General features: G+C 69.8%; 23 protein-coding genes. 7 read left to right on the top strand and 16 right to left on the bottom strand.

From position 1 onward, the window contains the following. Positions 1–5 precede the first annotated feature (5 nt). Both EV659_RS09175 and greA read left to right on the top strand, forming a co-directional pair. Entirely contained in the window at positions 6–737 is a 732-nt protein-coding gene (locus EV659_RS09175; RefSeq protein WP_132708580.1) for an SIMPL domain-containing protein, read from the top strand. 232 nt (positions 738–969) lie between these two features. After that, entirely contained in the window at positions 970–1,440 is a 471-nt protein-coding gene (gene greA / locus EV659_RS09170; protein ID WP_132708579.1) for a transcription elongation factor GreA, read from the top strand. 147 nt (positions 1,441–1,587) lie between these two features. Here the strand turns inward: greA and EV659_RS09165 are convergent, their stop codons facing one another. Continuing rightward, entirely contained in the window at positions 1,588–2,106 is a 519-nt protein-coding gene (locus EV659_RS09165) for an Lrp/AsnC family transcriptional regulator (protein WP_132708578.1), read from the bottom strand. A 445-nt stretch (positions 2,107–2,551) separates the two neighbouring features. Here EV659_RS09165 and trxB point away from each other — a divergent pair, with 445 nt between their 5' ends. After that, positions 2,552–3,520, top strand: a complete 969-nt coding sequence (trxB, locus tag EV659_RS09160; RefSeq protein ID WP_132708577.1) for a thioredoxin-disulfide reductase — start codon at positions 2,552–2,554, stop codon at positions 3,518–3,520. Between the two features lie 92 nt (positions 3,521–3,612). On the opposite strand, the gene EV659_RS09155 is transcribed toward trxB, so the two are convergent. The 5 genes from EV659_RS09155 to EV659_RS09135 form a co-directional block, all read right to left on the bottom strand. Further along, on the bottom strand, positions 3,613–4,419 hold the full coding sequence (locus tag EV659_RS09155) for an enoyl-CoA hydratase-related protein (RefSeq protein ID WP_132708576.1): 807 nt from the start codon (positions 4,417–4,419) through the stop codon (positions 3,613–3,615). A gap of 280 nt (positions 4,420–4,699) precedes the next feature. After that, positions 4,700–6,676 carry an AMP-binding protein gene (locus EV659_RS09150; RefSeq protein WP_132708575.1) on the bottom strand — a complete coding sequence of 659 codons (1,977 nt, stop codon included), beginning with the start codon at positions 6,674–6,676 and terminating at the stop codon, positions 4,700–4,702. 75 nt (positions 6,677–6,751) lie between these two features. Further along, complete coding sequence (locus EV659_RS09145) at positions 6,752–8,041, bottom strand: TRAP transporter large permease (protein ID WP_132708574.1); 1,290 nt, start codon at positions 8,039–8,041, stop codon at positions 6,752–6,754. 1 nt (position 8,042) lies between these two features. Beyond that, the gene (locus tag EV659_RS09140) at positions 8,043–8,564 is read right to left on the bottom strand and encodes a TRAP transporter small permease (RefSeq protein ID WP_165878809.1); all 522 of its coding nucleotides are present in this window, start codon (positions 8,562–8,564) and stop codon (positions 8,043–8,045) included. 8 nt (positions 8,565–8,572) lie between these two features. Continuing rightward, positions 8,573–9,700: a TRAP transporter substrate-binding protein gene (locus EV659_RS09135; RefSeq protein WP_132708572.1), complete on the bottom strand. Its 1,128-nt coding sequence runs from the start codon at positions 9,698–9,700 to the stop codon at positions 8,573–8,575. A 233-nt stretch (positions 9,701–9,933) separates the two neighbouring features. Here EV659_RS09135 and EV659_RS09130 point away from each other — a divergent pair, with 233 nt between their 5' ends. Then, entirely contained in the window at positions 9,934–10,848 is a 915-nt protein-coding gene (locus EV659_RS09130) for a DUF547 domain-containing protein (RefSeq protein ID WP_165878808.1), read from the top strand. A 71-nt stretch (positions 10,849–10,919) separates the two neighbouring features. On the opposite strand, the gene EV659_RS09125 is transcribed toward EV659_RS09130, so the two are convergent. From EV659_RS09125 to EV659_RS09115, 3 genes are read right to left on the bottom strand one after another with little or no spacing between them, the layout of a single operon-like run. Further along, positions 10,920–11,372, bottom strand: coding sequence for a type II toxin-antitoxin system RatA family toxin (locus EV659_RS09125; RefSeq protein ID WP_132708570.1), 453 nt, complete (start codon positions 11,370–11,372; stop codon positions 10,920–10,922). Positions 11,373–11,377: 5 nt separating this feature from the next. Then, the gene (locus EV659_RS09120) at positions 11,378–12,370 is read right to left on the bottom strand and encodes a prenyltransferase (protein WP_132708569.1); all 993 of its coding nucleotides are present in this window, start codon (positions 12,368–12,370) and stop codon (positions 11,378–11,380) included. A 51-nt stretch (positions 12,371–12,421) separates the two neighbouring features. After that, on the bottom strand, positions 12,422–13,330 hold the full coding sequence (locus EV659_RS09115; RefSeq protein WP_165878807.1) for a NapC/NirT family cytochrome c: 909 nt from the start codon (positions 13,328–13,330) through the stop codon (positions 12,422–12,424). A 349-nt stretch (positions 13,331–13,679) separates the two neighbouring features. Here EV659_RS09115 and EV659_RS09110 point away from each other — a divergent pair, with 349 nt between their 5' ends. The 3 genes from EV659_RS09110 (at position 13,680) to EV659_RS09100 (ending at position 16,488) form a co-directional block, all read left to right on the top strand. Further along, complete coding sequence (locus EV659_RS09110) at positions 13,680–14,471, top strand: tryptophan 2,3-dioxygenase family protein (RefSeq protein WP_132708567.1); 792 nt, start codon at positions 13,680–13,682, stop codon at positions 14,469–14,471. Between the two features lie 2 nt (positions 14,472–14,473). Continuing rightward, entirely contained in the window at positions 14,474–15,718 is a 1,245-nt protein-coding gene (locus EV659_RS09105; RefSeq protein ID WP_132708566.1) for an alpha-hydroxy acid oxidase, read from the top strand. Positions 15,719–15,795: 77 nt separating this feature from the next. Beyond that, positions 15,796–16,488, top strand: a complete 693-nt coding sequence (locus EV659_RS09100; RefSeq protein ID WP_132708565.1) for a hypothetical protein — start codon at positions 15,796–15,798, stop codon at positions 16,486–16,488. 66 nt (positions 16,489–16,554) lie between these two features. On the opposite strand, the gene EV659_RS09095 is transcribed toward EV659_RS09100, so the two are convergent. The 7 genes from EV659_RS09095 to ilvC all read right to left on the bottom strand — a co-directional run bounded on the left by EV659_RS09095 (position 16,555) and on the right by ilvC (position 24,889). Beyond that, a complete protein-coding gene (locus EV659_RS09095; RefSeq protein WP_132708564.1) occupies positions 16,555–17,904 on the bottom strand; it encodes a homoserine dehydrogenase in 1,350 nt (449 codons plus the stop codon). Between the two features lie 76 nt (positions 17,905–17,980). Then, the gene (gene leuB / locus EV659_RS09090) at positions 17,981–19,015 is read right to left on the bottom strand and encodes a 3-isopropylmalate dehydrogenase (protein WP_132708563.1); all 1,035 of its coding nucleotides are present in this window, start codon (positions 19,013–19,015) and stop codon (positions 17,981–17,983) included. After that, entirely contained in the window at positions 19,012–19,980 is a 969-nt protein-coding gene (locus tag EV659_RS09085; protein ID WP_132708562.1) for a branched-chain amino acid transaminase, read from the bottom strand. The genes leuB and EV659_RS09085 overlap by 4 nt, the downstream gene beginning before the upstream one ends. Before the next feature lie 10 nt (positions 19,981–19,990). Next, the gene (locus EV659_RS09080) at positions 19,991–21,703 is read right to left on the bottom strand and encodes a 2-isopropylmalate synthase (protein ID WP_132708561.1); all 1,713 of its coding nucleotides are present in this window, start codon (positions 21,701–21,703) and stop codon (positions 19,991–19,993) included. After that, on the bottom strand, positions 21,700–22,080 hold the full coding sequence (locus tag EV659_RS09075) for an ACT domain-containing protein (RefSeq protein WP_132708560.1): 381 nt from the start codon (positions 22,078–22,080) through the stop codon (positions 21,700–21,702). Before EV659_RS09075 ends, EV659_RS09080 begins: the two co-directional genes overlap by 4 nt. A 2-nt stretch (positions 22,081–22,082) precedes the next feature. Continuing rightward, the gene (ilvG, locus tag EV659_RS09070; protein ID WP_165878820.1) at positions 22,083–23,720 is read right to left on the bottom strand and encodes an acetolactate synthase 2 catalytic subunit; all 1,638 of its coding nucleotides are present in this window, start codon (positions 23,718–23,720) and stop codon (positions 22,083–22,085) included. 152 nt (positions 23,721–23,872) lie between these two features. Beyond that, entirely contained in the window at positions 23,873–24,889 is a 1,017-nt protein-coding gene (gene ilvC, locus EV659_RS09065) for a ketol-acid reductoisomerase (protein ID WP_132708558.1), read from the bottom strand. Positions 24,890–24,903 lie beyond the last annotated feature (14 nt).

Here is a 24,903-nt window from a genome sequence, read left to right as displayed (position 1 = left end):
CGGCCATGGGAAATGGTAACGGATTGGGAATTGCGCTGGCCGGCATGTTGCTGGCGGCGGGGCTGACGGCGGCCGGCGGCCTTATTGGCAAGGGCTTTGTCGAGGCGCGCATGGCGGATCGCTATGTGACCGTCAAGGGCCTGGCCGAGCGCGAGGTACAGGCGGACCTGGCGGTCTGGCCGCTGGGCGTTACCGCCGCCGGTGACGACCTAGCCGCGGTGCAGGCGTCGGTCGAGGCCGATCTGGACAAGGTTGCGGCGTTCCTGACCGATCAGGGCATCCGGCCGGCGTCGATCGAACGCCGGCGGCCCAATGTCACCGACATGGAAGCGCGCGAATACGGCAATACCGGCCAGGCGCCGCGCAACCGGTATATCGTCCGTCAGCAGATCGTCGTGCGCGGCGACCAGGTGGACCTGGTGCAGAAGCTGTCTGGCGACTTGGGGTCCCTGGTGCGCCAGGGCGTGGTGTTGAGCGACAATCAGGGGCCGTTCTTCACCTTCACCCGGCTTAATGAGATCAAGCCCGAGATGATCGCCGAGGCGACCCGCGCGGCGCGCGCCGGCGCTGAACAGTTCGCCGCCGACAGCAACGCCACGGTGGGCGGCATCCGCCAGGCGCGTCAGGGTCTGTTCTCGATCCAGGCCCGCGACGGGGCGGAAAGCTATGACCAGCGCCTGGAGCCGGTGAAAAAGGTCCGGGTGGTCTCGACCATCGAATTCTATCTGACCGATTAAAGCCTTACCGGGTCGGCTTGAGCGCCGGCCCGGTGCCGATCGCAAAACGTCTTGCCGCCGGTTGCGCCTTGAAGCCGGGCTTGCCAGTATCTATGTCCTGAGGCTGGGTTGCATGTCCGGGGGCACGAGCCCCCCGGACGGCTCCCGCTTCCGTTACAGATTGCGGTCAACCAGCCACCGGCCGCGGCGGCATAATCCCGTCGCGGTGTTAGAAGGATATTTGGAGTCTGCCATGGAAAAGGTTCCCATGCTGGCCACGGGCCACGATGCCCTGGTGCAGGAAGTGAAGCACCTGAAGTCGGTGGAGCGCCCCAATATCGTCGCGGCGATCGAAGAGGCGCGGGCCCATGGCGATCTGTCGGAGAATGCCGAGTATCATGCCGCCAAGGAACGCCAGGGCATGATCGAGGCGCGGCTGTCCGAGCTTGAAGACAAGCTCAGCCGGGCCGAGGTGATCGACCCCGCGCAACTCAGCGGCGACAAGGTGATGTTCGGCGCCACGGTGACGCTGATCGACGAGGACGACAAGGCCGTCGTCTATCAGATCGTCGGCGCGGAAGAGGCCGACGTGAAGCAGGGCCGGTTGTCCTATACCGCCCCGCTCGCGCGCGCGCTGATCGGCCGTCGCCTCGGCGACGATGTGGAGGTGCAAACCCCCTCGGGCGAGAAGTATTACGAGATCGAGAAGATCGAGTTCAAGTAACCGTCCGACCGTCCGACCGTCCGACCGTCCGGCACTCAGCCCCGGTGGGGCCAAACCGGACGGATCGAAAACCCGACGACCCGAAAAAAAGGGGCTCGCCATGGCGGCGGGCCCCGTTTTTGTGCTGGCGACGGTCGCGTCTGTGGGTCAGGCGTTGCCGGTCGGCTCGCCGGCGGCGTTGGTCGGCGCCGACAGCAGTTCCACCGGCACTCCTGGCGCCGATTTGCTGGCGCGGATCATCAGGGCCGTCTTGATCGAGCCGACGCCCGGCGCGCTGGTCAGATGGTTGGTCAGGAACCGCTGATATTCGCCCAGGTCGCGCGCGACGATCTTGAGCAGGAAGTCCACATCGCCATTGAGCAGATAGCATTCGCGGACCAGCGGCCAGTTGTGGGTCATCTCTTCGAACGCCTTGAGGTCCACATCGGTCTGGCTCTTCAGGCTGATCATGGCGATCACGGTGATGCCGAAGCCGAGCCGTTCGGGGTCCAGATCGGCGTGATAGCCGCGGATATGGCCGGTCTCTTCCAGGCCGCGCACCCGGCGCAGGCACGGCGGTGCGGTGATGCCGACCTTTTCGGCCAGATCCACATTGGTCATGCGGCCATGATCCTGCAGGGTCGACAGGATCTTCAGGTCCACATCATCGATTTTCATGCGCGGCATGCCGGGAGCCTCCATTGGGGTACGCGAACGCCCGCTGTATACGCGTCAGGATGTTAGGTGGAAAGGACATTTTGTTTCAAAGTCCGGTGCGCCGGGGGCGTTGGCCGGGGCGCCATGGGCGGGGCGGTCCGCGCCGCTATGCGGGGCCACGGCATGGTCGTCCAACAGCGTGATATCCGCTCGGTCATGAGCCCTCTCGGTGGCGGTCTTCTGCCCTTTTCAGGCTGCCGACGCAAGGGTTTTGGGGCGCTTTTTCGCCGCCGACCTTGCGCCCGGACGATGGTCCCCGCTAGCGTCGTCGCGGACCGTTGTGCGAACGGGGCTTGACGGCGTCGTCTTCGGTGCCAGGTATGGCCGTTGGACGATGGGTCAAGGCGGCCGACCACCGGTGCGCCGCCGGTCAGTACAAGCAAGCAGGTTTGTTGAACGAAGGGAGTCGGCCGCCATGGCGGAAACGCGTCACAGCAAGATGTTGATTATCGGGTCGGGGCCGGCGGGTTACACCGCCGCCATCTATGCCGCCCGGGCCAATCTGGAACCGCGCCTGGTCTCGGGCCTGCAACCGGGCGGGCAGTTGACCATCACCACCGACGTGGAGAACTATCCCGGCTTCGCCGAGCCGGTGCAGGGCCCGTGGCTGATGGAGCAGATGCAGGCCCAGGCGGCCAATGTGGGCACCGACATCGTCAACGATTACATCGTCGACGTGGATTTCACCGAGCGGCCGTTCAAGGCGGTGGGGGACAGCGGCACGGTCTATACCGGCGACACGGTGGTGATCGCCACCGGGGCGCAGGCGCGCTGGCTCGGCCTGCCGTCGGAGACCAAGTTCATGGGCTTTGGCGTCTCGGCCTGCGCCACCTGCGACGGGTTCTTCTTCCGCGGCCGCCAGGTGGCGGTGATCGGCGGCGGCAACACGGCGGTGGAAGAGGCGCTGTTCCTGACCAAGTTCGCCGACAAGGTGACCTTGATCCACCGCCGCGACGCCTTGCGCGCCGAGAAGATCATGCAGGACCGGCTGTTCGCCGATCCCAAGGTCGAGGTGTTGTGGGACCATGTGCTCGACGAGGTGGTGGGTGAGGAAAACCCGCTCAATGTCACCGGGCTCAAGGTCAAGAATGTCAAGACCGGGGCGGTCTCGGATCTGGCCGTGGACGGCGTGTTCGTCGCCATCGGTCACGACCCGGCGACCAAGCTGTTCCGGGGCAAACTGGCGATGGACGAGGAAGGCTATATCCAGGCCGACCTGACCAGCACGCGCACCGAGATTCCGGGCGTCTATGCTGCCGGCGATGTGGTCGACAAGACCTATCGCCAGGCGGTCACCGCCGCCGGCATGGGCTGCATGGCGGCCTTGGAGGCCGAACGCTTCCTCGCCGAACAAAGCGTCAAGGAAACCGTCGCAGCGGAATAGCCCGCCGGCCTATCCAGCCAAACAGGAACGACGGGCGCGCCGGCGCGCCGCCCGTCGCTCTCACCGGTCGGCACAGGTGCCAGCCCGTGGGGTCAGCCGGCGAGCCAAGTCGGCTTGCGCTTCTCCAGAAACGCGGCGATGCCCTCGCGACCCTCGTCGGTGGCGCGGCGCTGGGCGATGCGCTCGGCGGTGTCCTCGCGCAGATTGGCGTCGATCGCCGCGCCGTCGACGGTGAAGATCAGGTCCTTGGCCGCCGCCTGGGCCCCCGGCGCGCCCGCCAACAGCGCCTTCAGGACCGGTGCCGCCGCGGTCTCCAGCGCGTCGGCGGTGTCGACCACCTCGTGCACCAGGCCGACGGCCCGGGCCGCCGCGGCGTCGAAGCGCTCGCCGGTCAGGAAATAGCGCCGCGCCGCGCTTTGACCCATTTTGGCGACCACATAAGGGCTGATGGTCGCCGGCGTCAGGCCGAGCCGCACCTCCGACAGCGCGAAGCGCGCGTCCGCCACCGCCAGCACGATGTCGCAGCACGCCACCAGCCCGACGCCGCCGCCCATGGCCGCGCCGTTGACCAGCGCCAGCGTCGGCTTGGGGCAGGTGTTGAGCGTGTGCAGCATGTTCGACAGCCGCTCGGCGTCGCGCAGATTATCGTCATAGGCGTAGGTCGCCGCCTGCTGCATCCAGCCCAAATCGCCGCCGGCGGAAAAGGACGCCCCGGCACCGGTAAGCACCACCGCGCGCACATCTTCGGCTTCGGCGATCCAGGTGAAGGTGCTGTACAATTCCCCGATCAGCGCGTCGTTGAAGGCGTTATGCTTGTCCGGGCGGTTGAGGGTGATCCGGCAGACACCGCGCGCGTCGGTCTCGGCGAGCAGCAGGTCTTGGGCGGCGGTCTGGCTCATGGCGGCGGCCTCCTGGTCGGGTGCACCGGCGGTCGGCCGGCGGTGGGGGAACGAGCGCAGCCGCCAGCCTTGTCCGCCGGCGCGCGCGGGTCAAGTCCCCGCGCGCCCGGCGCCCCCGGTCCAGGCCGGCCCGATCCGCGCCCGATCCCCGATTGCCGGTCGACGCGGCCGCCAGCCGCGATTTCGGGTCGAACCGGACTTCGCGGCGGCCCCGTCTCGGGACGGCTGTCGGGGCGCGCCGCTCCTATCCGGGCGCGCCCGGCCTTGGGTCCGCCTGGGCTCAGCGGCGGGCCGGGGGCGCGGCCGCTGCGTCGTCGGGGGCGATCACGGTCACCGCCACCGGCCATTGGCCGAGCGCCAGGCGCGCTTCGGCGACGTCGCGCGCCAGTTTGGGAACCACCGTCACGGCCAGGCCGGCGCCGGTCAGCCGGGCGGTCACCTCGGCTTCGATGGTGCGCCGGTTGAGCGCGTCGCGCACGGCGTGTTCGGTGGCGCGCAGGCGAAGCGGTGCCTTGTGCAGGCGCCCCGACGCGGTGCTGGGCAGCCGGTCGAGGATTTCCACCGCCACCGGGTGAGCGGCCGGGTCGTCGAGCCTTGCGCGGGCGTGCTCCAACAGCGCCAGGGCGTCGACCCAGGCGCCGGGCTTGAGGGTCACGAAGGCCGACGGCACCGCGCCGGCGCGCCGGTCGGGGCGGGCCACCACCGCGGCACCGGCGACCGCGTCGTGGGCGGCGAGCGCCGCCTCGACCGCCGCCGGATCGACCGCCCGGCCGTCGCGGTGGATGCGGTCGTCGGCGCGGCCGACCAGCCACAGATAGCCGTCGTCGTCGAGCCGCGCCAGGTCGCCGGTGTCGAGCCAGCCGTCGTCGTCGACGGCCGTCGGGCCCCCGGGCGCCCGGGCGTCCAGACAGACATTGGGCCCGTGGACCAGCAGCCGGCCGACCCGGCCCGGCGCCACGTCCTCGGCCGGGCCGCCGTCGGTTTCGGCGGCGACGATGCGCAGCGACTGATAGGGCAGGCGCAGCCCTGCCGAGCCGATGCGCCGTGGGCCGTGCAGCGGGTTGAAAGCGCTGGCGCCGCCGGCCTCGGCGAGGCCAAAGCCTTCGAGCACGGCGAGCCCGGTGCGGTCCTCGAAGCGCTTGAAGGTCTCGGGGCTCAACGCGCCGGCGGTACACAGCGCGACCCGCAGGCTGCTGGCGTCGGCGGCGTCGGACGGCGTGTTCAGGAGCGCGTCGAACACCGGTGGCACGGCGGCGAAGGCGGTCGCGCGGTGGCGCTCGACCAGGCCCCAGAAACCGGCCAGCACGCCGGGGCTGCGAAAGCCGTGGGCGCCGGTCATGATCACGTGCGCGCCGACCGAAAACGGCGCCAGCCCCATGGTCAGGGCGGCGCCATTGTGGGACAGCGGCAGGCCGCTCAGCACCACATCGGTGTCGGCCAATTGGGCGACGCCGGCCATGGCCCAGGCCATATAGCGCTGGTTGCCGTGGCTTTGGCGGATCAGCTTGGGCGTGCCGGTGTTGCCGGCGGTGTGGGTCAGCGCGGCTGCCGTATTCGGCCGCACATGGCGCGGCACCCGCAGCGCGTCGCCCGGCATGCGCGCCAGGGCGCGGCGGAAATCCTCACAGCGCACGCCCTTGGGCGGCTTGGCGGTCAGCCGGGCCGGCAGCCCCGCCGCGCGCGCCTTGAGCCGTCGGGTGCGGCCGGCATGGGCCAGCGGATCGACGCGCAGGATCGCTTTCAGCCCCGGCAGGTCGGCGGCGATGCGGGCCATGCGCGGCCACAGGTCGAAGCCCGCCGCCGGCGCCAGCGTCACCAGCACGCGCACTTGGGCGGTGCGCAACAGACGGGCGATGTCGGCGTCGTCGAGCAACGGATTGACCAGACAGGCAAGCCCGCACGCCTCGGCCCCCCACAGCGCCAGATGACCCTCGGGCAGGTGCGGCAGCACGATGCCGACGCTGTCGCGCTGGGTCAGGCCGTAGGACTTGAACAGATTGGCCGCCCGGGTCACATCGGCGATCAGGTCGGCGTAGCGCCAGGTGGCGGCGATGGCACATGGGTCGCCGCTGGCGTCGGCGTCCATGGCGACGAAGCTCAGCGCCGGGCGCTCGCCGTGACGGTCGGCGCTCCGGTGCAGCAGGTCGTAGGTCGAGCCGGCATCCAGGCGCTCGGCGAACGGTACCTGTTCCAGCACCTCAAGGTCGCCGACGCCGGTGATCGGCGGAAAGGACGATCGGTATGCACCGCGGTCCACGGTGTCCTCCTCGGCAAAAGCGTGGTGGCCGTCGCGTCGGTGGCGACGGACACCGCATGGATCGAACGAAACGCACTAGAGGGCGGCGGGCAGGGCGGTCGCCAACGCCGGAACCAGAACCAAGACCACGATCATGGCGGCCATGATCGCGAAGAACGGCAGGCTCGCCCACGCCACGCGGCTCAACGGTTCGCCGGTCAGGGATTGCACCACATAGAGGTTGAACCCCACCGGCGGCGTGATCTGGGCCATTTCGACCATGATTACCAGAAACACGCCGAACCACAGTGCGTCGAACCCGGCCGCCGCCACAAGAGGCGCCGTGAACGGCAGCGTCATGACGATCACCGACAGCCCGTCGAGCACCATGCCGAGCCCTATGAACAACACCACCAGCGCGGCGATCAATACCGTCGGGGGCAGGTCCAACCCGGCCAGTGTCGCCGCCGCCGCTTGCGGCAGGCCCAGATAAGCCGCCACCCGTGACAAAAAGAAGGCGCCGGCCAGAATCAGGCCGAGCATGGCGACGGTGCGCACCGCGCCGCGCAGCGCCTCGGCCAGCATGGCCCGGCTGAGCGAGCCGTCGAGGGCTGCCAGCACGGCCGCGCCGGCGACGCCGATCACCGCCGACTCGCTCGGCGTTGCCAGTCCGGCATACAGGCTGCCGAGCACCGCCGCGATCAGCGCCGCGACCGGCAGCAGATCCAACAGCGCCCGGCCGCGGGTCAGGCCGCCGGGGCCGTGGCCGGCGTCCCGGTCGGTCGTGGGGGGCGGTGCGCGGCGCCCGGCGACCGCCAGATAGGCCATGAACGCCAGCGCCAAGAGCGCGCCGGGCACCATGCCGGCCAGGAACAGGTCGACGATCGACACCTCGGCCAACACCCCATAAAGGATCAGCACGATGCTCGGCGGGATCAAAAAGCCCAGCGTGCCGGCGCCGCACAGCGAGCCGAGCACCAATCGCCGATCATAGCCCCGGTCGAGCAATTCGCGCACGGTGATGCGCCCGACCGTGGCGGTGGTCGCCGCCGACGACCCGCAGGCGGCGGCGAACAGCGCGCAACTCAGCACATTGACGTGCAACAGCCGTCCCGGCACCCAGGTGGTGAACGGCCCGAGGGCGTAGAACAGGCGCTCGGCGACCCGGCCGCGGAACAACAATTCGCCCATCAGGATGAACAGCGGCAAGGGCGCGAGCCCGGCGTCGGCCAAGCCGGTCCAGATATTGAACGCCAGTACGGTCACCGGCGGCACCGACTTGAACAGCGCCAGCGCGCCCAAGCCGGTCGCGATCAGCGCCAGCCCGACCCACAGCCCGGCGGCGAGCAGGGCGAACAGCGCGAGCAGGCCCCACAAACCCGCCATCTCAGGGCCGCCCCGTCGCCGTGCGACCGGTGGCTAGCCGCACCGCCCGCCCGGCGAGCGACAGGGCCAGCCCGGCCACGCCCAGGCTGAACGGGGCCTGCGGGATCGCCAGCAAGGTGCGGCTGGCGAAGTAGGACCGCGCGCCCTCGACCGCGCTGGTCCAGGTCCAGGCCACAAGCCCGAGCGCGGCGGCGACGGCGATCCCGGCGCCCATCAGCGACAGCGCGATGTCCAGACGGCGCGCCGCCGGCTCGGGCAGCCGGGCGAGCAGGAACGGCAGGCGGATATGGCCGCCCTGGCCGACCGCCCAGCCGAGGCCGAGGGTGAAGGCAAGGCCGGTCAGATAGCCGGTATATTCGACCGCGAAGCCGAGCCCGCCGCCGCTTATTGCGCGCCAGCCGATCTCGGTCAGCCCGAGCGCGACCAAGGTCACAAGGCTCAAAGACGCGCCCCACAGGCCCAGCCGTTCGGCGCCGGCGACCAGGCGCAGAAACGCGGCGGTCATGGTTGCCCCGGTGGTCATGGGCCCGGTCATGGCTGGCCCGCGTCGGATCGGCGGTCCGCGCGGTCGGAGCCGGGCGCGCCGAGTGGCGCCAGCCCCGGCGTGGCGGCCAGATAGCGGTCCAGGATCGCGCGTGCCTCGGCGCGGGGGGCCGGCGGCATCTCGGCCAGATAGGTGCGCCAGATCGGTCGGGCGGCGGTGCGCATGGTGGCGCGGAACGCCGGCGCGGGCTCGGCCACGGTCATGCCGGCGGCGACCAGACGGGCCAGTTGGCGGGCGTCGTCGGCGCGGGCCTCGGCCCAGAAGTCCGCCTCCAGGTCGGCTGCCGCGGCCTCGATGGCGGCGCGCTGCGTGGCGCTCAGCCGCTCCCAGGCGTCGCGGTCCACGGCCATGGTGTTGGTCAGCCAGGTATGGTTGGTGCGCAGCACCTGGTTCTGGAACGCCCACAGGCGCTGGGCGGCGGCACTGCTGGTCGAGGTCATGGTGGCGTCGATGGCGCCGGCCGCCAGCGCCGGCACCACGTCGCCGAGCGGCATCTGCACCGGGATCAGGCCCAATTGCCGCACCAGCGCCGTCGACAACCGGTCGTAGGTGCGCATGCGCAGGCCGGCCAGGTCTTCGAGGTCCGCCACCGGGCGGTCGAAGAACAGGTTCTGGTTCGGCCATGGCACCCGGTAGAGCAGCTTGACGCCGTGGGCGTCGAGGGTGCGGGCGAGGGCCGGGCGCAGCAGCCGGTCGAGCCGGCGCAGATCGTCCTGAGTTTCGACCAGGAACGGCAGGCTGTCGAGGCCCAAAAGCGGCGCGGTGCCGATCTGCTGGACGCCGGGCATCTCGGCCATCTGGACCACGCCCTGGCTGAGCGCGCGCAGCGTCTCGGGCCCCTTGAGCCCGAGCACGCCGCCCGGGTGCACGGCGATGCGCACGCGGCCCTGGGTGGCCTGTTCGACCCGGCGGGCGAAGCGCTCGGCATTGGCCACATGGTAGGATTGCGGCGACCAGGGCAGCGACAGGTCCCACCGCACCGCGGCGCTCTCCGAGCGGCCTTCGTCGCCCGATCCAGGGCCCGATCCGGGGCCGCCGGCCGGTCGGTCCCGGCACCCGGCGAGCGTCAGGGCGGCACATAGCAGCGCGATCGGCACCAGGGCGAGGCGGGTCATGGCCGGATGGCGAAATAACAAAAGCGGGGCCCCCGTCGGCGAACCATGCCGCGATGATGACAAGCCGGGGCGGCGCGTGCAACCGGCGGCCCGGCTTTTCTATCGGTTGGCGATCGGCTATCACCGCGGGCGAGGCGGCCCCGCCGGCGCGGCGCAATTGTCGCCATTCATTCTTATCTGGCTTTGCCCTAGGGTGGGCCGGCCATGGTGCAGAGCAACAAAAGGAGACGGGTATGGGCTGGTCCAGGCTTTGGGCGACGGGATGGATGCTGGGTGCGGTGGCGGCACTCGGCGGTTGCCTGAAGGTCGAGCGGCTGGCGGTGCCCGAGGCGCAGATGGCCGATGCGCGCTGGGCGGTCGCCCGGGTCGAGCCGGCGGTCCGGGTGGACCATGGCCCGTGGAGCGCCTGGCTCGACGACCATCTGGTGGTCGACGCCCAGGGCCGCACCCGGCTGGCCTATGGCGAGGTCACGCTGACCGCGCGTCAGGCGCTCAAAACCTATATCCGGTCGCTCGAACGGGTCGATGTGACGGCGCTGACCCGGGCGCAGCAATTGGCCTACTGGCTCAACCTTTATAATGCGGTGGTGGTGCGCACGGTGCTCGACGCCTATCCCGTGGACAGCGTCAAGGCGATCGACTTCCAGGGCCTGTTCACCTTCGGACCGTGGGCGGAGCCCCTGGTGCGGGTGGACGGCGAACCGCTCAGCCTCAACGATATCGTCCACGGTATTCTGCGCCCGGTGTTCCGCGACCCGCGGCTGCTCTATGGCCTGGCCTGCGGGGCGCTCGGCTGTCCCGATCTCAACCCGGTGGCCTATGGCGCCGAGGATGTGGACGCCCAACTCGACCGGGCGGCGCGGGCGTTCGTCAACAGCGACCGGGGCTTGGCGGTGATCGACCCGGGCGCGGGCGACGCCAAGAGCGAGATCGCGGTGTCGCGGCTTTACGGTTGGTTCCGCGCCGATTTCGGTGGCGACGAGGCCGGCATCGTGCGCCATTTGCGCCGGTTCGCCGAGGGCGCGCGGGCACAGGCCCTGGCCGGCGACGTGGCCATCGACGACTATACGTTCGACTGGGCGCTCAACGACGCCACCCGGCCCGAGGCGCGGCGCAAGGTCGACCGGATCGAGGCGCCGGCGTCCTGACCGGGCGCCTTGATCGGGCGCCCTTATCTGGGGGCTGGCCGGTCAGTTCGGCCGGGACGCGGGGGGCCGGCTCAACGATTGTGACCGGCGCGGCGCGGGTCGGTGCGCCGGGCGCGGTCGATGAAGGCGTCCATGCTCTGGCGCATCAGGAACGGAAACAGGCGCTCGGAAAACCGTTTCACCAGCGGGTCGGAGAAGGTGTATTCCACGTCCAGGCGCACCCGGGTCTGGTGGCTTTTCGGTTCCTCGAACCGCCAGACCTGGTCGAGGGTGCGGAACGGCCGTTCGGTGGTGCGGATGCGGATCCAGTTCGGCCGGTCGAAGGTGGCGTAGGTGCGAAAGGTCTGGCGCAGGCCCTTCAGCCCCAGGCTCTGGCGGACGATCAATTCGTGGCCGCGATGGCCTTCGACCCGCACCGCCTGGAAGCCCGGCAGAAAGTCGGGATAGCGGGCCACGTCGGCGACGATGTCGTAGACATGGTCGCGCGGGAAGGTCACGTCGCGGGCGAGGCTCAGCGTGGCCATGGGTCTCAACTCCCCCAGATGAGCGCCAGCGCCAGCCACAGGCTGGCCAGCGTGTGCAGGGTGATGGTCGCCTTGATCGCGCCGGTCATCGCCGCGCGGTCGTCGGGGGCGGCGCGCAACACCGCAGCGACCGCCAAGGCGGTCAACAGCGCCGGCACCGGCACCGCCCACCAGGGCAACAGCGCCGCCGGCCCGGCAAGCCACACCACCAGCGCCAGCGCGGTCAGGCTGAGCACCGCGTGGAGGACCAGCGCACGCCGGGCGCCGAGCGCCACGACGAGCGTGGTCTTGGCCACCAGGGCGTCGGCGCGCCGGTCGGGCACCTCGTTGACCAGCAAAAGATTAGCGATCCACAGCGCCACCGCCAGCGACAAAAGCACAAGGTCGGTGTCCCAGGTGCCGGCCTGCAACCAGCCGGCCATGGTCACCGGCAGCACCCCGAAGGTCAGCCCGATGACGGTTTCGCCCAGGCAGCGATGGTTCAACTTCACCGGCGGCAGGTGATAGGCCAGCACCAGCACCGCCATGACCAAGCCGAACAGCAAGACCGGCAGCCCGAAGGCGGGCACCAGATAGAGCGCGGTCACCGCCGGCCCGGCGAGCAGGGCGGCGCCGAACCGGGTCATGGCCCGGCGCGACAGGGTGCCGTCCTGGATGATCCGCGAGCCGCCGGTAAAGGGCGTAATGCGGCCGTCGTTGAGCGCGTCATTGCCCGAAATATCGTCGCAGACGTCGTTGATGACATTGCCGGCGGCGTGGCCGAGCATCATGCCGATCAGGAACAGCGCGGCGGCCAGCGGGTCGAAACGGCCCGCCGTGACCGCCCCCCAGGCGGTGCCGACCACCACCGGCACCACCGAGGCGGTCAGGAACTGCGGCCGGGTGGCGTGCCAGTAGCGGGCAAGCCCGGTTGCCGGGCTCGGCCCACCTTGGCTGTCTTGGGCCTGTTGGTCGCGCCGGTCGGGCCGGCTGGGCAGGGTGGTGGATCGGCTGGTCATCGGCGACGCACTCCGGTCAACGGGGGCCGCCGATCGACAACGCCGGCCCGGTCACAAGCTTTTCAGATACTCGTGGATGGCTTTTATTTCAGCCTCGCTCAGCGACGCAACCGTTCCCCCGGTGTTCATGTGGGTCTCGATCCGCGACATAAACGCCTCGGGGCTCAGCGCGGCCATGGTCTTCGGCCCCGGCGCGAACTTGCCGTGGCAGGAGGTGCAGCTCTCGAACAGCTTGGCGCCATCGGGCGCCGGGGCGGCGGGGTCGGCGTCATTGGCTTGCGGGGCTGCGCCCGGTTCGGTCTTATCCGACATGGCCAGGCGCGCCGAAGCCAGTTGGGCCGACACCGGTTCGCCGGCGGCGTCTTGATAGGCGGCCAGCGCGCCTTCGGGGATCGAGTGGGCGATGCCCTTGTGGCAGTCGATGCAGGTGGCGTTGCCGCTCAGCACCGCCTGGTGGGCGCCTTGGGCAGCCTGGGATTGTGCGGTCAGGTCCCAGGCTTCGGTCTCGTGGCAGCGCCGGCAGCGCATGCTGTTCTCGCGTTCGTAGCGCGCCCACACTTCCTTGGCGAGCACCGCGCGGCGTTCCTCGAACTCCTCGGGCGTGTTGATGCCGCCGACGGTATAGGCGGCGGCGTCCTTGAGGCCCGAGCGCGCCTTGTGGACCATCATGTTGATCCAATTGTCGTGCGGGATATGGCAGTCGGCGCATTCGGCCCGGTTGCCGGTGGCGTTGGTATGGTGAACCGAGCCTTTATACTCTTCGTAGAAATCGTCATAGACGTGGCAGGCGACGCAGAATTCGGTCTTGTTGGTGTGTTGCACCATGGTTGCCGTGCCGCCGGCGCCGACCAGGCCCAAGGCCGCGCCGCCGATGAACAGGACGGTGCCCAGGCGCACCGTGGGGCGGGCCCACAGCGCCTTGAGGCGCGCCAGGGGGCCTCGGGGGGATTGGTCGCTCATCATCTTTCTCCATGCCAGTGTCACGCAGCGGAACGGGAACGCGAACCCATCATTGCGACGCCGTGGGGCTTGGCTGTCAACCCGGCCAATGGTTGCCCCGGGCGCTGCTGGTACCATGCTATCACGCCCGCATGTCCCGAATAAGTCGTCAATTCTAAAGTGGAATTGGGCCTGTTCATGGCGCCCTGGCGGTGCGTTGGGCGTGCCAACAAGGGCGCGGGCACGGGCGGTCGATGGCCCCTGGCGAGCGTGCCCGGCGCCGGGCGATCATTGCATCGCCGGGGGTGACACGCCAAGCTGGCGGGCAACCGGGCGACCCCCGGACCCACAGATGCCAGGGGAGGCGGCGATGGATCGGGCCTATTTCTACGCCATGATGTCCGGGCGCGGCGATCTGGATTACGAGGCGTATCTCAACACCCGCCAGGTGCTGACCGCGCAGAAGGACTTCGACGCCCTGTGCAACCGCGACGAGTTGCAGTTCCAGATCGTCCACCAGGTGGAAGAGTTGTGGATGAAACTGGTCGCCTACACGCTGCTTGACATCGACGAGCGGATCGCCGCGCGCGAGACCAACCGGGCGCTCACCCTGTTCGCCCGGGTGCACCGCACGCTGCGGCTGATGGCCGACCAGTTGGGCCTGCTGGAGACCATGTCGCCCAAGGAATATCAGCAGATCCGGTTGCAACTGGGCAATGGCTCGGGCCAGGAATCGCCCGGTTTCCGCACCATCCTGAAGATGCACCGGCCGCTGTGGCAAAGCTTCGACGCGGCTTATGTGACCGGCGCGGGGCGCACGCTCGACCAGATCTACGACACCGGCTACGGCCATGACGACGCCTATATGGTGGCCGAGGCGATGACCGAGTTCGACGAACTGTTCCAGGCGTTCCGCACCCGCCATATTCAGTTGATCGGCCGGTCCATCGGCATCGGCGCGCAGTCGCTCAAAGGGCGGCCGGTGACGCTGCTGGCTGAGGGCGCGGCGCGCCGCTTCTTTCCCGAGCTGTGGGCGGTGCGCGAGCGCATGACCGACGCCTGGGGCGGCGCCTATGGCCGGGTGCGCGACAGCCTCGACCCCGGCGCGCGCCACCCCGCGCCGGCCGGCGCCGACATCGACGCCGACGGCGGGGGGAACTGACCATGGCGGCCCGGAAGGACCCGGCCGCGCCCGCCCCTGTGGCGGCCGGCATCGAGAGTGTCGAAACCGGTCCGGCCATGCCCCGGCGGCTTGGCCGGTGTTTGAACCTGGACGATCTGCGCCGGCTGGCCCGGCGGCGCATGCCGCGGGCGTTGTTCGATTATATCGACGGCGGTGCCGAGGATCTGGTTACCCTGACCGACAACCGCCGGGCGTTCGACGGCTATCGCCTGGTTCCGAAGATGCTGCGCGACGTGGGCCGGGTGGAAACCGCGCGGACGGTGCTCAACACCCGCTCGCGCCTGCCCTTGATGCTGTCGCCCACCGCCATGTCGCGGCTGTTCCACTGCCAGGGCGAGCGGGCGGTGGCGCGCGCCGCCGGGCGCGCCGGTCTGCCCTATACGCTGTCGACCCTTTCCACCGTGTCGATCGAGGACATCGGCGCCATCCCCGGCCCCAAATGGTTCCAGCTTTATGTCTACAAGGACCGCGATCTGGTCCAGGGGTTGGTCGAACGGGCCCGGGCGGCGGGCTTTTCCGCCCTGGTGGTGACCGCCGACGCGCACATCGCCGGCAATCGCGAGCTTGACCTGCGCAACGGGCTGACGGTGCCGCCGCGCATCGGGCCGGGGCTGGTCTGGCAGGGGCTCCGTCACCCGGCCTGGAGTTGGGATTTCGTCACCTCGGCGCCGATCACCACCGCCAATGTGGCCGGCGGCGGGCCGACCTTGGGCGGTCGGGCCGGGTCGCTGTCGCTCTTGTCGTATCTGAACCAGCAGTTGGACGAAACGCTCGATTGGGGGGCGATCGCCTGGTTGCGCCGGTTCTGGGACGGGCCGATCCTGGTCAAGGGCATCATGGACCCGGCCGACGTGGCGCGCGCGCGTGCCCATGGCTGCGCCGGGGTGGTGGTGTCGAACCATGGCGGGCGACAGTTGGACAGCGCGCCCTCGGCCTTGCAGATGCTGCCCGAAATCCGTGCCGAGGCCGGCCAGGACATGGCGGTGCTGATCGACGGCGGCGTGCGTCGCGGCACCGACGTGCTCAAGGCGGTGGCGCTTGGCGCCGACGCGGTGATGGTCGGCCGGCCCTATCTCTATGGCTTGGGCGCCGGCGGCGAGGCCGGGGTCGACCGGGCGCTGGCGATCCTCGGCGCCGAGATCGTGCGCGACCTGCAATTGATGGGGGTCGCCGACGTGGCGCAACTGGGGCTCGACGATCTGCGCCCGGCGCCGGCGGTCGGCTGATCCACAGCGCGGCCTTGGCCATTGCGCTGCGGGCCGGATCGGCGCTTAATGGGGGCATGATCGGACCCGCTTTCACCTTGACGTGGCAACTTTTGGTGCCGGTGGCGCTGATGAGCTATCTGCTCGTCGGCCGGCTGATGCACGAGGGGCATCTGCCCGATTTCGAAACCCGCAAGGCGCTCAAGGCGCATCTGAAGAAGGCGCGCAAGGCGCGTGAGGGCGCGGGCCAGACGCGCAACCCGCTGGTGCGCCGATGGCTGCGCTTCGGCGGCGGCTTTTATGGCATCGTCGCGGCCTATACCTTCTTCGTGCTGGAACCGCCGATCCTGTTCAGCCTGATCGTCGCCCTGTTTGATGCCGACACCTGGTCGCTCGAAGGTCTCATCGAATTGGCGTTCACCTTCCTGGCCAATTCGTTCGCGCAGTTCGTCACCGCGCTTTTGTGGTTCGGCTATTGGCTGGAAGACGCGCCCGCCTGGCTGTTCTTTTCCGGCCTGGTCGCCGTCTATGTGGCCTATGCCCAGGGCGTGCGCTGGGCGCGTGTGCACCAGGCCCGGGGCATCGGCCATGTGGCGCTGTGGCGGTGGTTCGAAGGACCGGTGCCGACCCGGCGGGCAGGGACAGCATCCGCGACGATCCCCGAGACGGTGCCAGAGACACCGTTTGCGACACCGCTCAAAACCGACGCCGCCACCGAGGCCCCGGTCGGCCGACCGTTTCTGACGCCGGTCGAGCCCCCCGACGCCGGGCCGCCCGCCGGCCCCGCCTGAGCCGGCGGGGACGGCGTAGACCGGGCGGCCACAGGGGGGGCGACGGCGGGCGGCGTCTGCGTTCGCTCAGGAATGTTCGATGCGCAGCACGCAGGGCTCTTCGAGCACCGTGTCGAGCGCCTTGAACCGGTCGATGACGGTCTGCATCTGCGCTTCGCTGGTCTCGTGGGTGGTGATGATCATGTGCACCGAGCCATCGGCCTCGGGCGTGCCTTGGATCATCCGCTCCATGGACACCTCGCCGTCGCGCATGGCGGTGGCCACCTGGGCCATGACGCCGGTGCGGTCGGTGACCCGCAGGCGCACATAGAACGCGCCGCGCCGGGCCTCGGCGGCGAGCATGGCCACGTTGGCGAAATCCTTGGCCGGCTGGCTGAAGGTGGAGCCGCCCTGGCCGCGCGCCACGTCGATCAGGTCGGCGGCGACCGCCGAGGCGGTCGGTCCGGCGCCCGCGCCCAGTCCCTCGACCAGGGTCGGGCCGGCGAAATTGCCGTGGATCTGGATGGCATTGGACACGCCGCCCACCTTGGCGAGCGTGGCGTCGGTGGGGATCAGGCAGGCTTGCACCCGCTGGTCGAGCCCCGCCTCGGTCATCCGCGCCAGGCCCAGCAGCTTGATGCGATAGCCCAGTTCGCGGGCATAGCGGATGTCCACATGGCTGACCGCGCGAATGCCTTCGACCGGCAATTGTCCCATGTCGGGCGCCACGCCGAACGCCAGGCTGGTCAGGATGGCGGTCTTGTGGGCGGCGTCGACGCCGTCGATGTCGAAGCTCGGGTCGGCCTCGGCATAGCCCTCTTCCTGTGCCTTGGCGAGCGCGGCCTCGAACGTGCTGCCGGTCTCTTCCATCAAGGTGAGGATGAAGTTGGCGGTGCCGTTGAGGATGCCCTTGAAGCCGTCGATGCGGTTGGCGGCCAGGCCTTCCTTGAGCGTCTTGACGATCGGGATGCCGCCGGCGACCCCGGCCTCGAAGTGCAGCGAGGTGCCGGTGCTCTCGGCCAGGGTGGCCAGTTCGGCGCCATGGTGGGCGATCAGCGCCTTGTTGGCGGTGACCAGGGGCAGGCCGCGGCTCAGGGCGGCGCGGGCGATCGCCAGGGCCGGGCCGTCGGCGCCGCCGATCAGTTCGACCACCACGTCCACGTCGGCGGGGTCGGCGATGTCGAGCGGATTGTCGCGCCAGGGATAGGGCGACACGTCCACGTCGCGACGCTGGTGGCGGTTGCGCGCCGAGACCGCGCTGACCGCGAAGCGCCGGCCGGCGCGCCGGGCGATCAGGTCGCCATTGCGGTTGATCAGGTCGATCAGCCCGCAGCCCACGGTGCCAAGGCCGGCAAGGCCGATGCGCAGCGGTTTGGCGGGCTCGTCGGCGTCGCCGGCGGCGGCGCCTTTGGGCTCGGGGGATAGGGTGTCGGACATGGGGTCAATCCATAGAATGGGAGGGTCGATCCATAGAACGGGGAGGCTTAATCCACAAAAGGGTGGCGGCGTAAGATCACAGACGTTGGCAGACCGCCTCGGCGACCGCGTGGGTGCCGGCCTCGCCGCCGAGGTCGGCGGTGGTGACGCCGTCGTCGATCACCCCGGTGATGGCGGTGCGCAGCCGGCTGGCCTCGTCCGGGCGGTTCAGGCTCAAGTCCAGCAGCATGGCCAGGCTTTCCAGCAGCCCCAAGGGGTTGGCCTTGTCCTGGCCGGCGATGTCGGGGGCCGAGCCGTGGATCGGCTCGTACAGGCCGCACGGGCCGTCGCCGAGCGAGGCCGACGGGATCACGCCCAAGGCCCCGGCCAGCACCGAGGCTTCGTCGGTCAGGATGTCGCCGAACAGGTTTTCGGTGACGATCACGTCGAAGTCGCGCGGCCGGGTCAACAGGTGCATGGCGGCGGCGTCGACCAGCAGGCATTCCAGGGTCAGGTCCGGGAATGCCTCGGCGATCACCGCTTGGGTGACCTCGCGCCACAGCCGGCTGGTCTCCAACACATTGGCCTTGTCCACCAGGGTCAGCTTGCCGCGCCGGTCGAGCGCCAGATTGGCGGCCATGCGCACCACCCGCTCGATCTCGCGCTTGGAATACTGGCAATTGTCATAGGCGTTGTGGGCGGTGCGGCCCTTGTCGCCGAAATAGAGCCCGCCGGTCAGTTCGCGCACGAACAGGATGTCGGCGCCGGCGGAAATCTCGGGCTTGATCGGCCCCAATTGGGCCAGGCCGGGGCGCACGACGATGGGGCGCAGATTGGCGTAGACACCGAGGTGCCGGCGCAGCGCCAAAAGCCCGGCTTCGGGGCGGCTCGCCCCCACCTGGTCGGCCCATTGCGGGCCGCCGACGGCGCCCAACAGCACCGCCTGCGCGCCCTCGATGGCGTCGAGCGTCTTTTGCGGCAGGGCGATGCCGGTGGCGTCCACCGCCGCGCCGCCGATCAGATGCTCGTCGACGCTGAGGTCGGGGGCCAGCGTGTCGAGAACGTGGCGGCCGGCGGCACAGACCTCGGGGCCGATGCCGTCGCCGGGCAGAAGGACGATGCGCTGGCTCATTCCGCGGCCGTCGGGGTGGCGGCCACCGACGCGCTTTGGCCTTCGGTGCCGACCGGTTCCAGCCAGCCCCAATGGTCCTGGGTGCGGCCATCGAACAGGCCGAAGAAGGCGTCCTGGATGGCGCGCGTGATCGGCCGTTCGCCATTGCCAACGGCAAAGCGGTCGACCGAGCGGATCGGCGTCACTTCGGCGGCGGTGCCGGTGAAGAACATTTCGTCGGCGATATAGAGCATTTCCCGCGGGATCGTTTGTTCGACCACAGTATAGCCCATATGGCGCGCCAACGTCACCACGGTGTCGCGGGTGATGCCCGACAGAATCGACGCGGCGGTCGGCGGCGTGTAGAGCGCGCCATTGTGCACCAGGAACAGGTTTTCACCCGCGCCCTCGCTGACCAGGCCGTCGGTGCCCAGGCCGATGCCCTCGGCAAAGCCGCGCGCCTTGGCTTCCTGGCTGATCAACTGGCTGGACAGATAATTGCCCGCCGCCTTCAGCCCCGGCGGCACGGTGTTGGGCGCCAGCCGGTTCCAACTGGACACGCACACGTCGATGCCGTCGCGCAGGCCCTCGTCGCCCAGATAGGCGCCCCAGGGGAAGGCGGCGATGACCACCTCGATCGGGCTGTTGAGGGCGGCGACGCCGATATCGCCATAGCCCTTGAAGGCGATCGGGCGCAGATAGGCGCTGCGCAGGTCGTTCTTGCGCAGCAGGGCGCGCGACGCCTCCATCAACACCTCGGTGGAATAGAGGATGTCGATGCCGTAGACGCGGCCCGAATGGTGCATCCGCTTCATGTGGTCGGCCATGCGGAAGGTGTAGGGGCCGTCGGGGGTGTCGTAGCAGCGGATGCCCTCGAACACCGCCGAGCCGTAATGCAGGCCGTGGGCGAGGACGTGAACGGTGCATTCGTGCCAGGGTTTGAAGGCGCCGTTCATCCAGATGTAGTCGGTTTCGGTAATTGCCATGATTAGGGTCTCACGCTGTCATCGCCTTGGAAGGGGTCCCGGCGGCCGGGTCTGACGGCGCGTCCGCCGGCGTCGCGGGCGCAGTGTCGGGATCGGAAACGTCTGGCCCGGTCGGCGTGGCGCTCGGCCGTTCGGGGCTGTCTTGGGCGGCGGACTTGTTCTCCAGCCGGTTCATGGCGTCGAGATAGGCGCTGGCGCCGGCGAACACCACGTCGGTGGCGACCCCCGATCCATGCACCGACAAGGCCGACCAGTCCAGGCGCACGTCGGCCCAGCCCTGGGCGTCGATGCCGGCACCGATCGAGCGCACCGAGAAGTCGGCGAGCCGGGCCGGGATGCCGGTGGCCGAGCGGATGGCGTTGAACGCCGCCTCGATCGGGCCGTTGCCGGTCGCCGCCCGGGTCACCTCGCGCCCGTCGGTGTGCACCAGGCACACGGTGGCGGTCGCCGCGGGCTCGCCGCCCTGGTTGGTGGAGACCTGGAAGGTCTTGATCCGCCACGGCGTCTGCGCGCCCATCTCGTGGCCCATGACCAGGCTTTCCACGTCGCTGTCGGTGATCACCTTCTTGCGGTCGGCCAGTGCCTTGAAGTTGGCGAACGCGCGGTCGAGCTCTTCGCGGGTCATCGCGTGGCCGAGCAACATCTCGGCGCGCTGGGCGAAGGCGTGGCGGCCGGAATGCTTGCCAAGCACGATCTGGTTGCGCGGCACGCCCACGTCTTCGGGGCGCATGATCTCGTAGGTTTCGGCGTTCTTGATCACGCCGGCCTGGTGGATGCCGGCTTCGTGGGCGAAGGCGTTTTCGCCGACGATCGCCTTGTTGCGCTGCACCGTGTGGCCGGTGACGCTGGCCAGCAGCCGCGACGTGGGATAGATCTTGCGCGTGTTGGCGCGGGTCTGGATGGCGAAATGGTCGGCGCGGGTGGCCAGCGCCATGATCACCTCTTCGGTGGCGCAGTTGCCGGCGCGCTCGCCGATGCCGTTGACCGCGCATTCCACCTGGCGCGCGCCGGCCTCGACCGCGGCCAGCGAATTGGCCACCGCCAGCCCCAGATCGTTGTGGCAGTGGGTGGAAAACACTGCCCGGTCGGCATTGGGCACCCGGCCCATCACCTGGGCGAAGATCCGCCGCACGTCGTCGGGCACCGCATAGCCCACGGTGTCGGGCAGGTTGATGGTGGTGGCACCGGCCTCGATCACCGCCTCGACCACCCGGCACAGATAGTCGGGCTCGGTGCGGAACGCGTCCTCGCACGAGAATTCCACGTCGTCGCAGGCCGCGCGTGCCCGGCGCACGCCGGCCACCGCCGCCTCGACCACCGCGTCTTCGGTCATCTCCAGCTTGTCGCGCCGATGGATCGGGCTGGTGCCGATGAACACGTGGATGCGCCGGCGCTCGGCCTTGGCGGTGGCCTCGGCGACCGCGTCGATGTCGGCGTCGCGACAGCGGGCGAGCCCGCAGATCACCGGGCCGCGGACCTCCTCGGCGATGGTCTTGACCGAGCGGAAGTCGCCGCGGCTGGCAGCGGGAAAGCCGGCCTCGATCACGTCGACGCCCAGTTCGGCCAGCGACAGGGCGACCCGGCGCTTCTGGTCATTGTCCATCGAGAAGCCGGGCGCCTGTTCGCCGTCGCGCAGGGTGGTGTCGAAGATGCGCACATGGTCGCCGGCGGTCGCGCCGCCTACCTCGGGCTCCGGGGTCTGGTCTTGGCTGTGCTCGGTCATGATGCCGCTCCTACGGCTGCTCGCATGGAACTCGGGGTGGGGCCGGCGGCCGACAAGGGGGCCGACGGCGGTGTCCAGCCGGGGCTGCGCCGGCTGTCGGTGGGCTCGGCCCGGTCGCTCCGGTCGGCGCGCGCGGCCTCGGTGCCCAGGGTCACGTCGGCGACGCAGAACAGCTTGCTCACATGGCGGGCCAGGATCTCGGGCGTGCCGGCGTGCCACGGCAGGCGCTCGACCTCGAAGCGGGCGGTCTGGCCGGCGGGCTCGGCGGGGCGCAGGTCCAGGTGCGTGACTTTCCAGCCGCGCCGTTCGATAAGCCCCAGGGTGCGCAACAAGGCGCCGTGGCTGTCGTCCAGATGCAGGGTCAGGGTCTCGCGCATGGTCAGTGGTCCTCGTCCATCATATCGCTATTGGCGGCACCCGGCGGCACCAGCGGCCAGACATTGGCGGCCGGGTCGATGTGCACGTGCATGAGTGCCGGGCCCGGGGTCTTGAGCAGCGTCTCGATGGCGGTGGGCACCTCCGAGCGCTGGGTGACGGTGATCGCCTCAAGCCCGAAGACGCGCGCGAGCGCGGCGAAATCCGGATTGTCGGCCAGGTCGATCTCGCTGAAATTGCCGGCGAAGAACAGGTCCTGCCATTGCCGGACCATGCCGAGTGCCTGGTTGTCCAGAAGCACGATCTTGAGCGGCAGGTTGTAGCGCTTGAGCGTCGCCAGTTCCTGGATGTTCATCATGATCGAGCCGTCGCCCGACACGGTGATCACCGGCGAATGGGGCTCGGCCAACAGCGCGCCGATGCCGGCGGGCAGGCCGAAGCCCATGGCGCCGAGCCCGCCCGAGGTCAGATGGCCTTCGGGGCGCGAAAACCGGCAATGCTGGGCGACCCACATCTGATGCTGGCCCACGTCGCAGGTGATGATCGCGTCGTCGCCGGCGGCGCGGCTCAACTGCTTGAGCAGCAGGGGCGCGAACACCGCTTCGCCCGGCGCGTCATAGCGCCACGCGTGGGTCTGCTTGAGCGCCATGGTGTGGTCGCGCCACGGCGCGATGTCGAGCGGGCCGGGGTCGAGCGCGTCGAGGGCCGCGACCATGTCGCCGACCAGGGCGTGGTCGGCGGTGCGCAGCTTGGAGATCTCGGCCGGGTCGGCGTCGAACTGGAGGATGCGGGCATTGGGCGCGAAGGTGTCGAGCTTGCCGGTGGCGCGGTCGTCGAAGCGCGCGCCGCAGCAGATCAACAGGTCGCTTTCCTGCACCGCCAGATTGGCCGCCGCATTGCCGTGCATGCCCAGCATGCCGAGGAAATCGGTGTCGTCGGTGGGGATGCCGCCGAGCCCCTTGAGCGTCGCCACCATGGGGATCTGGGTGCGCTCGATGAACCGCTGCAAGGCGTCGGTGGCGCCGGCCATGCCGACGCCGCCGCCGGCGTAGATCAACGGCTTGTGCGCCGAGCGGATCAACGCTTCGGCCTCGGCCAGCGCATCGGGCGCGGGCCGCGGGCAGGGCTGGTGGTGGGCGGCCAGCGCCGGGCGGTCGGTCACCTGGGCGGCGGCGATGTCCTTGGGCAGGTCGATCAACACCGGCCCCGGCCGCCCCGACATGGCGATGCGGAACGCCTCGGCCACCTGTTCGGGGATCGATTCGGCGTCGGTGATGATCATCGAATGCTTCACCACCGGCAGGGTGATGCCGAACATGTCCACTTCCTGGAACGCGTCGGTGCCCATCAACGGCCGCGCCACCTGGCCGGTGACCGCGATCAACGGCACGCTGTCGAGCATGGCGTTGGCCAGCCCGGTGACCAGATTGGTGCCGCCGGGCCCGGAGGTGGCGAAGCACACGCCGGGCTTGCCGGCGACGCGGGCATAGGCGTCGGCGGCGAAGGCGGCGCCTTGTTCGTGGCGGGTCAGGATGTGGCGCAGGCCCGAGCCCGGCAGGGCGTCGTAGACCGGCATGATCGCCCCGCCTGGATAGCCGAACACGGTGTCGACGCCCTGGGCCTGGAGCGCGCGGACCAGCATCTTGGCGCCGGTGAAGCTGTTCGACCGGCGGCGCACCGCGCCGGTGGGCGCGGCCGCCGGGGCCGCCGCCGACCGGATGTCGGCGGCGGTGCCTGCCGCGCCGCCGGTGGCGGCGGCGGGCTCGGCGGTGGGGGCGGAAGCGGCGTCGGTTGTCATGATGCGGCTTTTCGTTGGTTATGGGTCGGGTCGAGCCACGCCATGCGGGCGCGCAAGCCTTCGCCGGTCTTTTCGATCGGGTGTTCCAGGTCCTGGCGCCACATGGCCTTGTAGCGCGGCAGCCCGGCCTGGTTTTCCAGGATCCATTCGCGCGCGAAGGTGCCGTCCTGGATGTCCTTCAACACCGCGCGCATATTGTCCTTGCTGCGCTCGTCGACGACCCGCGGGCCGGAGACGAAGTCGCCGAACTTGGCGGTTTCCGAGATGAAGTCGTGCATCTTGGACAGCCCGCCTTCCTGCAACAGGTCGACGATCAGCTTGAGCTCGTGCAGGCATTCGAAATACGCCACCTCCGGCTGATAGCCTGCCTCGACGAGGGTTTCGAAACCCTTGCACACCAGTTCGCTGACGCCGCCGCACAGCACCGCCTGTTCGCCGAACAGGTCGGTTTCGGTCTCTTCGCGGAACGTGGTCTCCAAGACCCCGGCATGGGCGCCGCCCAAGCCGTCGGCATAGGCGAGCGCGCGCGCCTGCGCCTTGCCCGAGGCGTCCTGTTCGACCGCCAGCAGGCACGGCACGCCGCGGCCGCGCTCGAACTCGCGGCGCACCAGGTCGCCCGGCGCCTTGGGCGCGATCATCACCACGTCCACGTCGGCGGGCGGGGTGACGCGGCCGTAGAGGATCGAAAAGCCGTGGGCGAACAACAGCGTGTTGCCGGCCTGAAGCCCCGGCGCGATGGCCTGCTCATAGACCGCCTGTTGCGCCATGTCGGGCACCAGAAGCGCGATCAGGTCGGCGCGTGCGGCGGCGTCGGCCGGTTCCATGACCGTGTGGCCGAACTCGGCGGCGCGGGTGGCGCCGCGCCCGCCGGCGCGGGCACCGACGATCACGTTGAAGCCGCTGTCTTTCAAATTGTCGGCGTGGGCGCGGCCCTGGCTGCCATAGCCGATGATGGCGATGGTGGCGTCGGCGAGCGCGCGGCGGTCGACATCGTTTTGGTTGAACAGTTTCATCGGGCAGAACCTCT

The organism is Rhodothalassium salexigens DSM 2132 (assembly GCF_004341375.1).
Taxonomy (GTDB): Bacteria; Pseudomonadota; Alphaproteobacteria; order Sphingomonadales; family Rhodothalassiaceae; genus Rhodothalassium; species Rhodothalassium salexigens.
The sequence above is the reverse complement of the archived record's forward strand: the minus strand, read 5'-3'. Positions and strand labels throughout refer to the sequence as shown.

Excerpts from the sequence above, each read along its gene's own strand:
- EV659_RS09110 (WP_132708567.1), top strand. The coding sequence starts at position 13,680 with ATGGATCGGGCCTATTTCTACGCCATGATGTCCGGGCGCGGCGATCTG.
- greA (WP_132708579.1), top strand. The coding sequence starts at position 970 with ATGGAAAAGGTTCCCATGCTGGCCACGGGCCACGATGCCCTGGTGCAG.
- EV659_RS09135 (WP_132708572.1), bottom strand. The coding sequence starts at position 9,700 with ATGACCCGCCTCGCCCTGGTGCCGATCGCGCTGCTATGTGCCGCCCTG.
- EV659_RS09125 (WP_132708570.1), bottom strand. The coding sequence starts at position 11,372 with ATGGCCACGCTGAGCCTCGCCCGCGACGTGACCTTCCCGCGCGACCAT.
- EV659_RS09155 (WP_132708576.1), bottom strand. The coding sequence starts at position 4,419 with ATGAGCCAGACCGCCGCCCAAGACCTGCTGCTCGCCGAGACCGACGCG.
- EV659_RS09165 (WP_132708578.1), bottom strand. The coding sequence starts at position 2,106 with ATGCCGCGCATGAAAATCGATGATGTGGACCTGAAGATCCTGTCGACC.
- EV659_RS09120 (WP_132708569.1), bottom strand. The coding sequence starts at position 12,370 with ATGACCAGCCGATCCACCACCCTGCCCAGCCGGCCCGACCGGCGCGAC.
- EV659_RS09075 (WP_132708560.1), bottom strand. The coding sequence starts at position 22,080 with ATGCGCGAGACCCTGACCCTGCATCTGGACGACAGCCACGGCGCCTTG.
- EV659_RS09140 (WP_165878809.1), bottom strand. The coding sequence starts at position 8,564 with ATGACCACCGGGGCAACCATGACCGCCGCGTTTCTGCGCCTGGTCGCC.
- EV659_RS09130 (WP_165878808.1), top strand. The coding sequence starts at position 9,934 with ATGGGCTGGTCCAGGCTTTGGGCGACGGGATGGATGCTGGGTGCGGTG.
- ilvG (WP_165878820.1), bottom strand. The coding sequence starts at position 23,720 with ATGCTGGTCCGCGCGCTCCAGGCCCAGGGCGTCGACACCGTGTTCGGC.
- EV659_RS09080 (WP_132708561.1), bottom strand. The coding sequence starts at position 21,703 with ATGACCGAGCACAGCCAAGACCAGACCCCGGAGCCCGAGGTAGGCGGC.
- ilvC (WP_132708558.1), bottom strand. The coding sequence starts at position 24,889 with ATGAAACTGTTCAACCAAAACGATGTCGACCGCCGCGCGCTCGCCGAC.
- EV659_RS09145 (WP_132708574.1), bottom strand. The coding sequence starts at position 8,041 with ATGGCGGGTTTGTGGGGCCTGCTCGCGCTGTTCGCCCTGCTCGCCGCC.
- leuB (WP_132708563.1), bottom strand. The coding sequence starts at position 19,015 with ATGAGCCAGCGCATCGTCCTTCTGCCCGGCGACGGCATCGGCCCCGAG.
- EV659_RS09085 (WP_132708562.1), bottom strand. The coding sequence starts at position 19,980 with ATGGCAATTACCGAAACCGACTACATCTGGATGAACGGCGCCTTCAAA.
- EV659_RS09095 (WP_132708564.1), bottom strand. The coding sequence starts at position 17,904 with ATGTCCGACACCCTATCCCCCGAGCCCAAAGGCGCCGCCGCCGGCGAC.
- trxB (WP_132708577.1), top strand. The coding sequence starts at position 2,552 with ATGGCGGAAACGCGTCACAGCAAGATGTTGATTATCGGGTCGGGGCCG.
- EV659_RS09105 (WP_132708566.1), top strand. The coding sequence starts at position 14,474 with ATGGCGGCCCGGAAGGACCCGGCCGCGCCCGCCCCTGTGGCGGCCGGC.
- EV659_RS09175 (WP_132708580.1), top strand. The coding sequence starts at position 6 with ATGGGAAATGGTAACGGATTGGGAATTGCGCTGGCCGGCATGTTGCTG.
- EV659_RS09115 (WP_165878807.1), bottom strand. The coding sequence starts at position 13,330 with ATGAGCGACCAATCCCCCCGAGGCCCCCTGGCGCGCCTCAAGGCGCTG.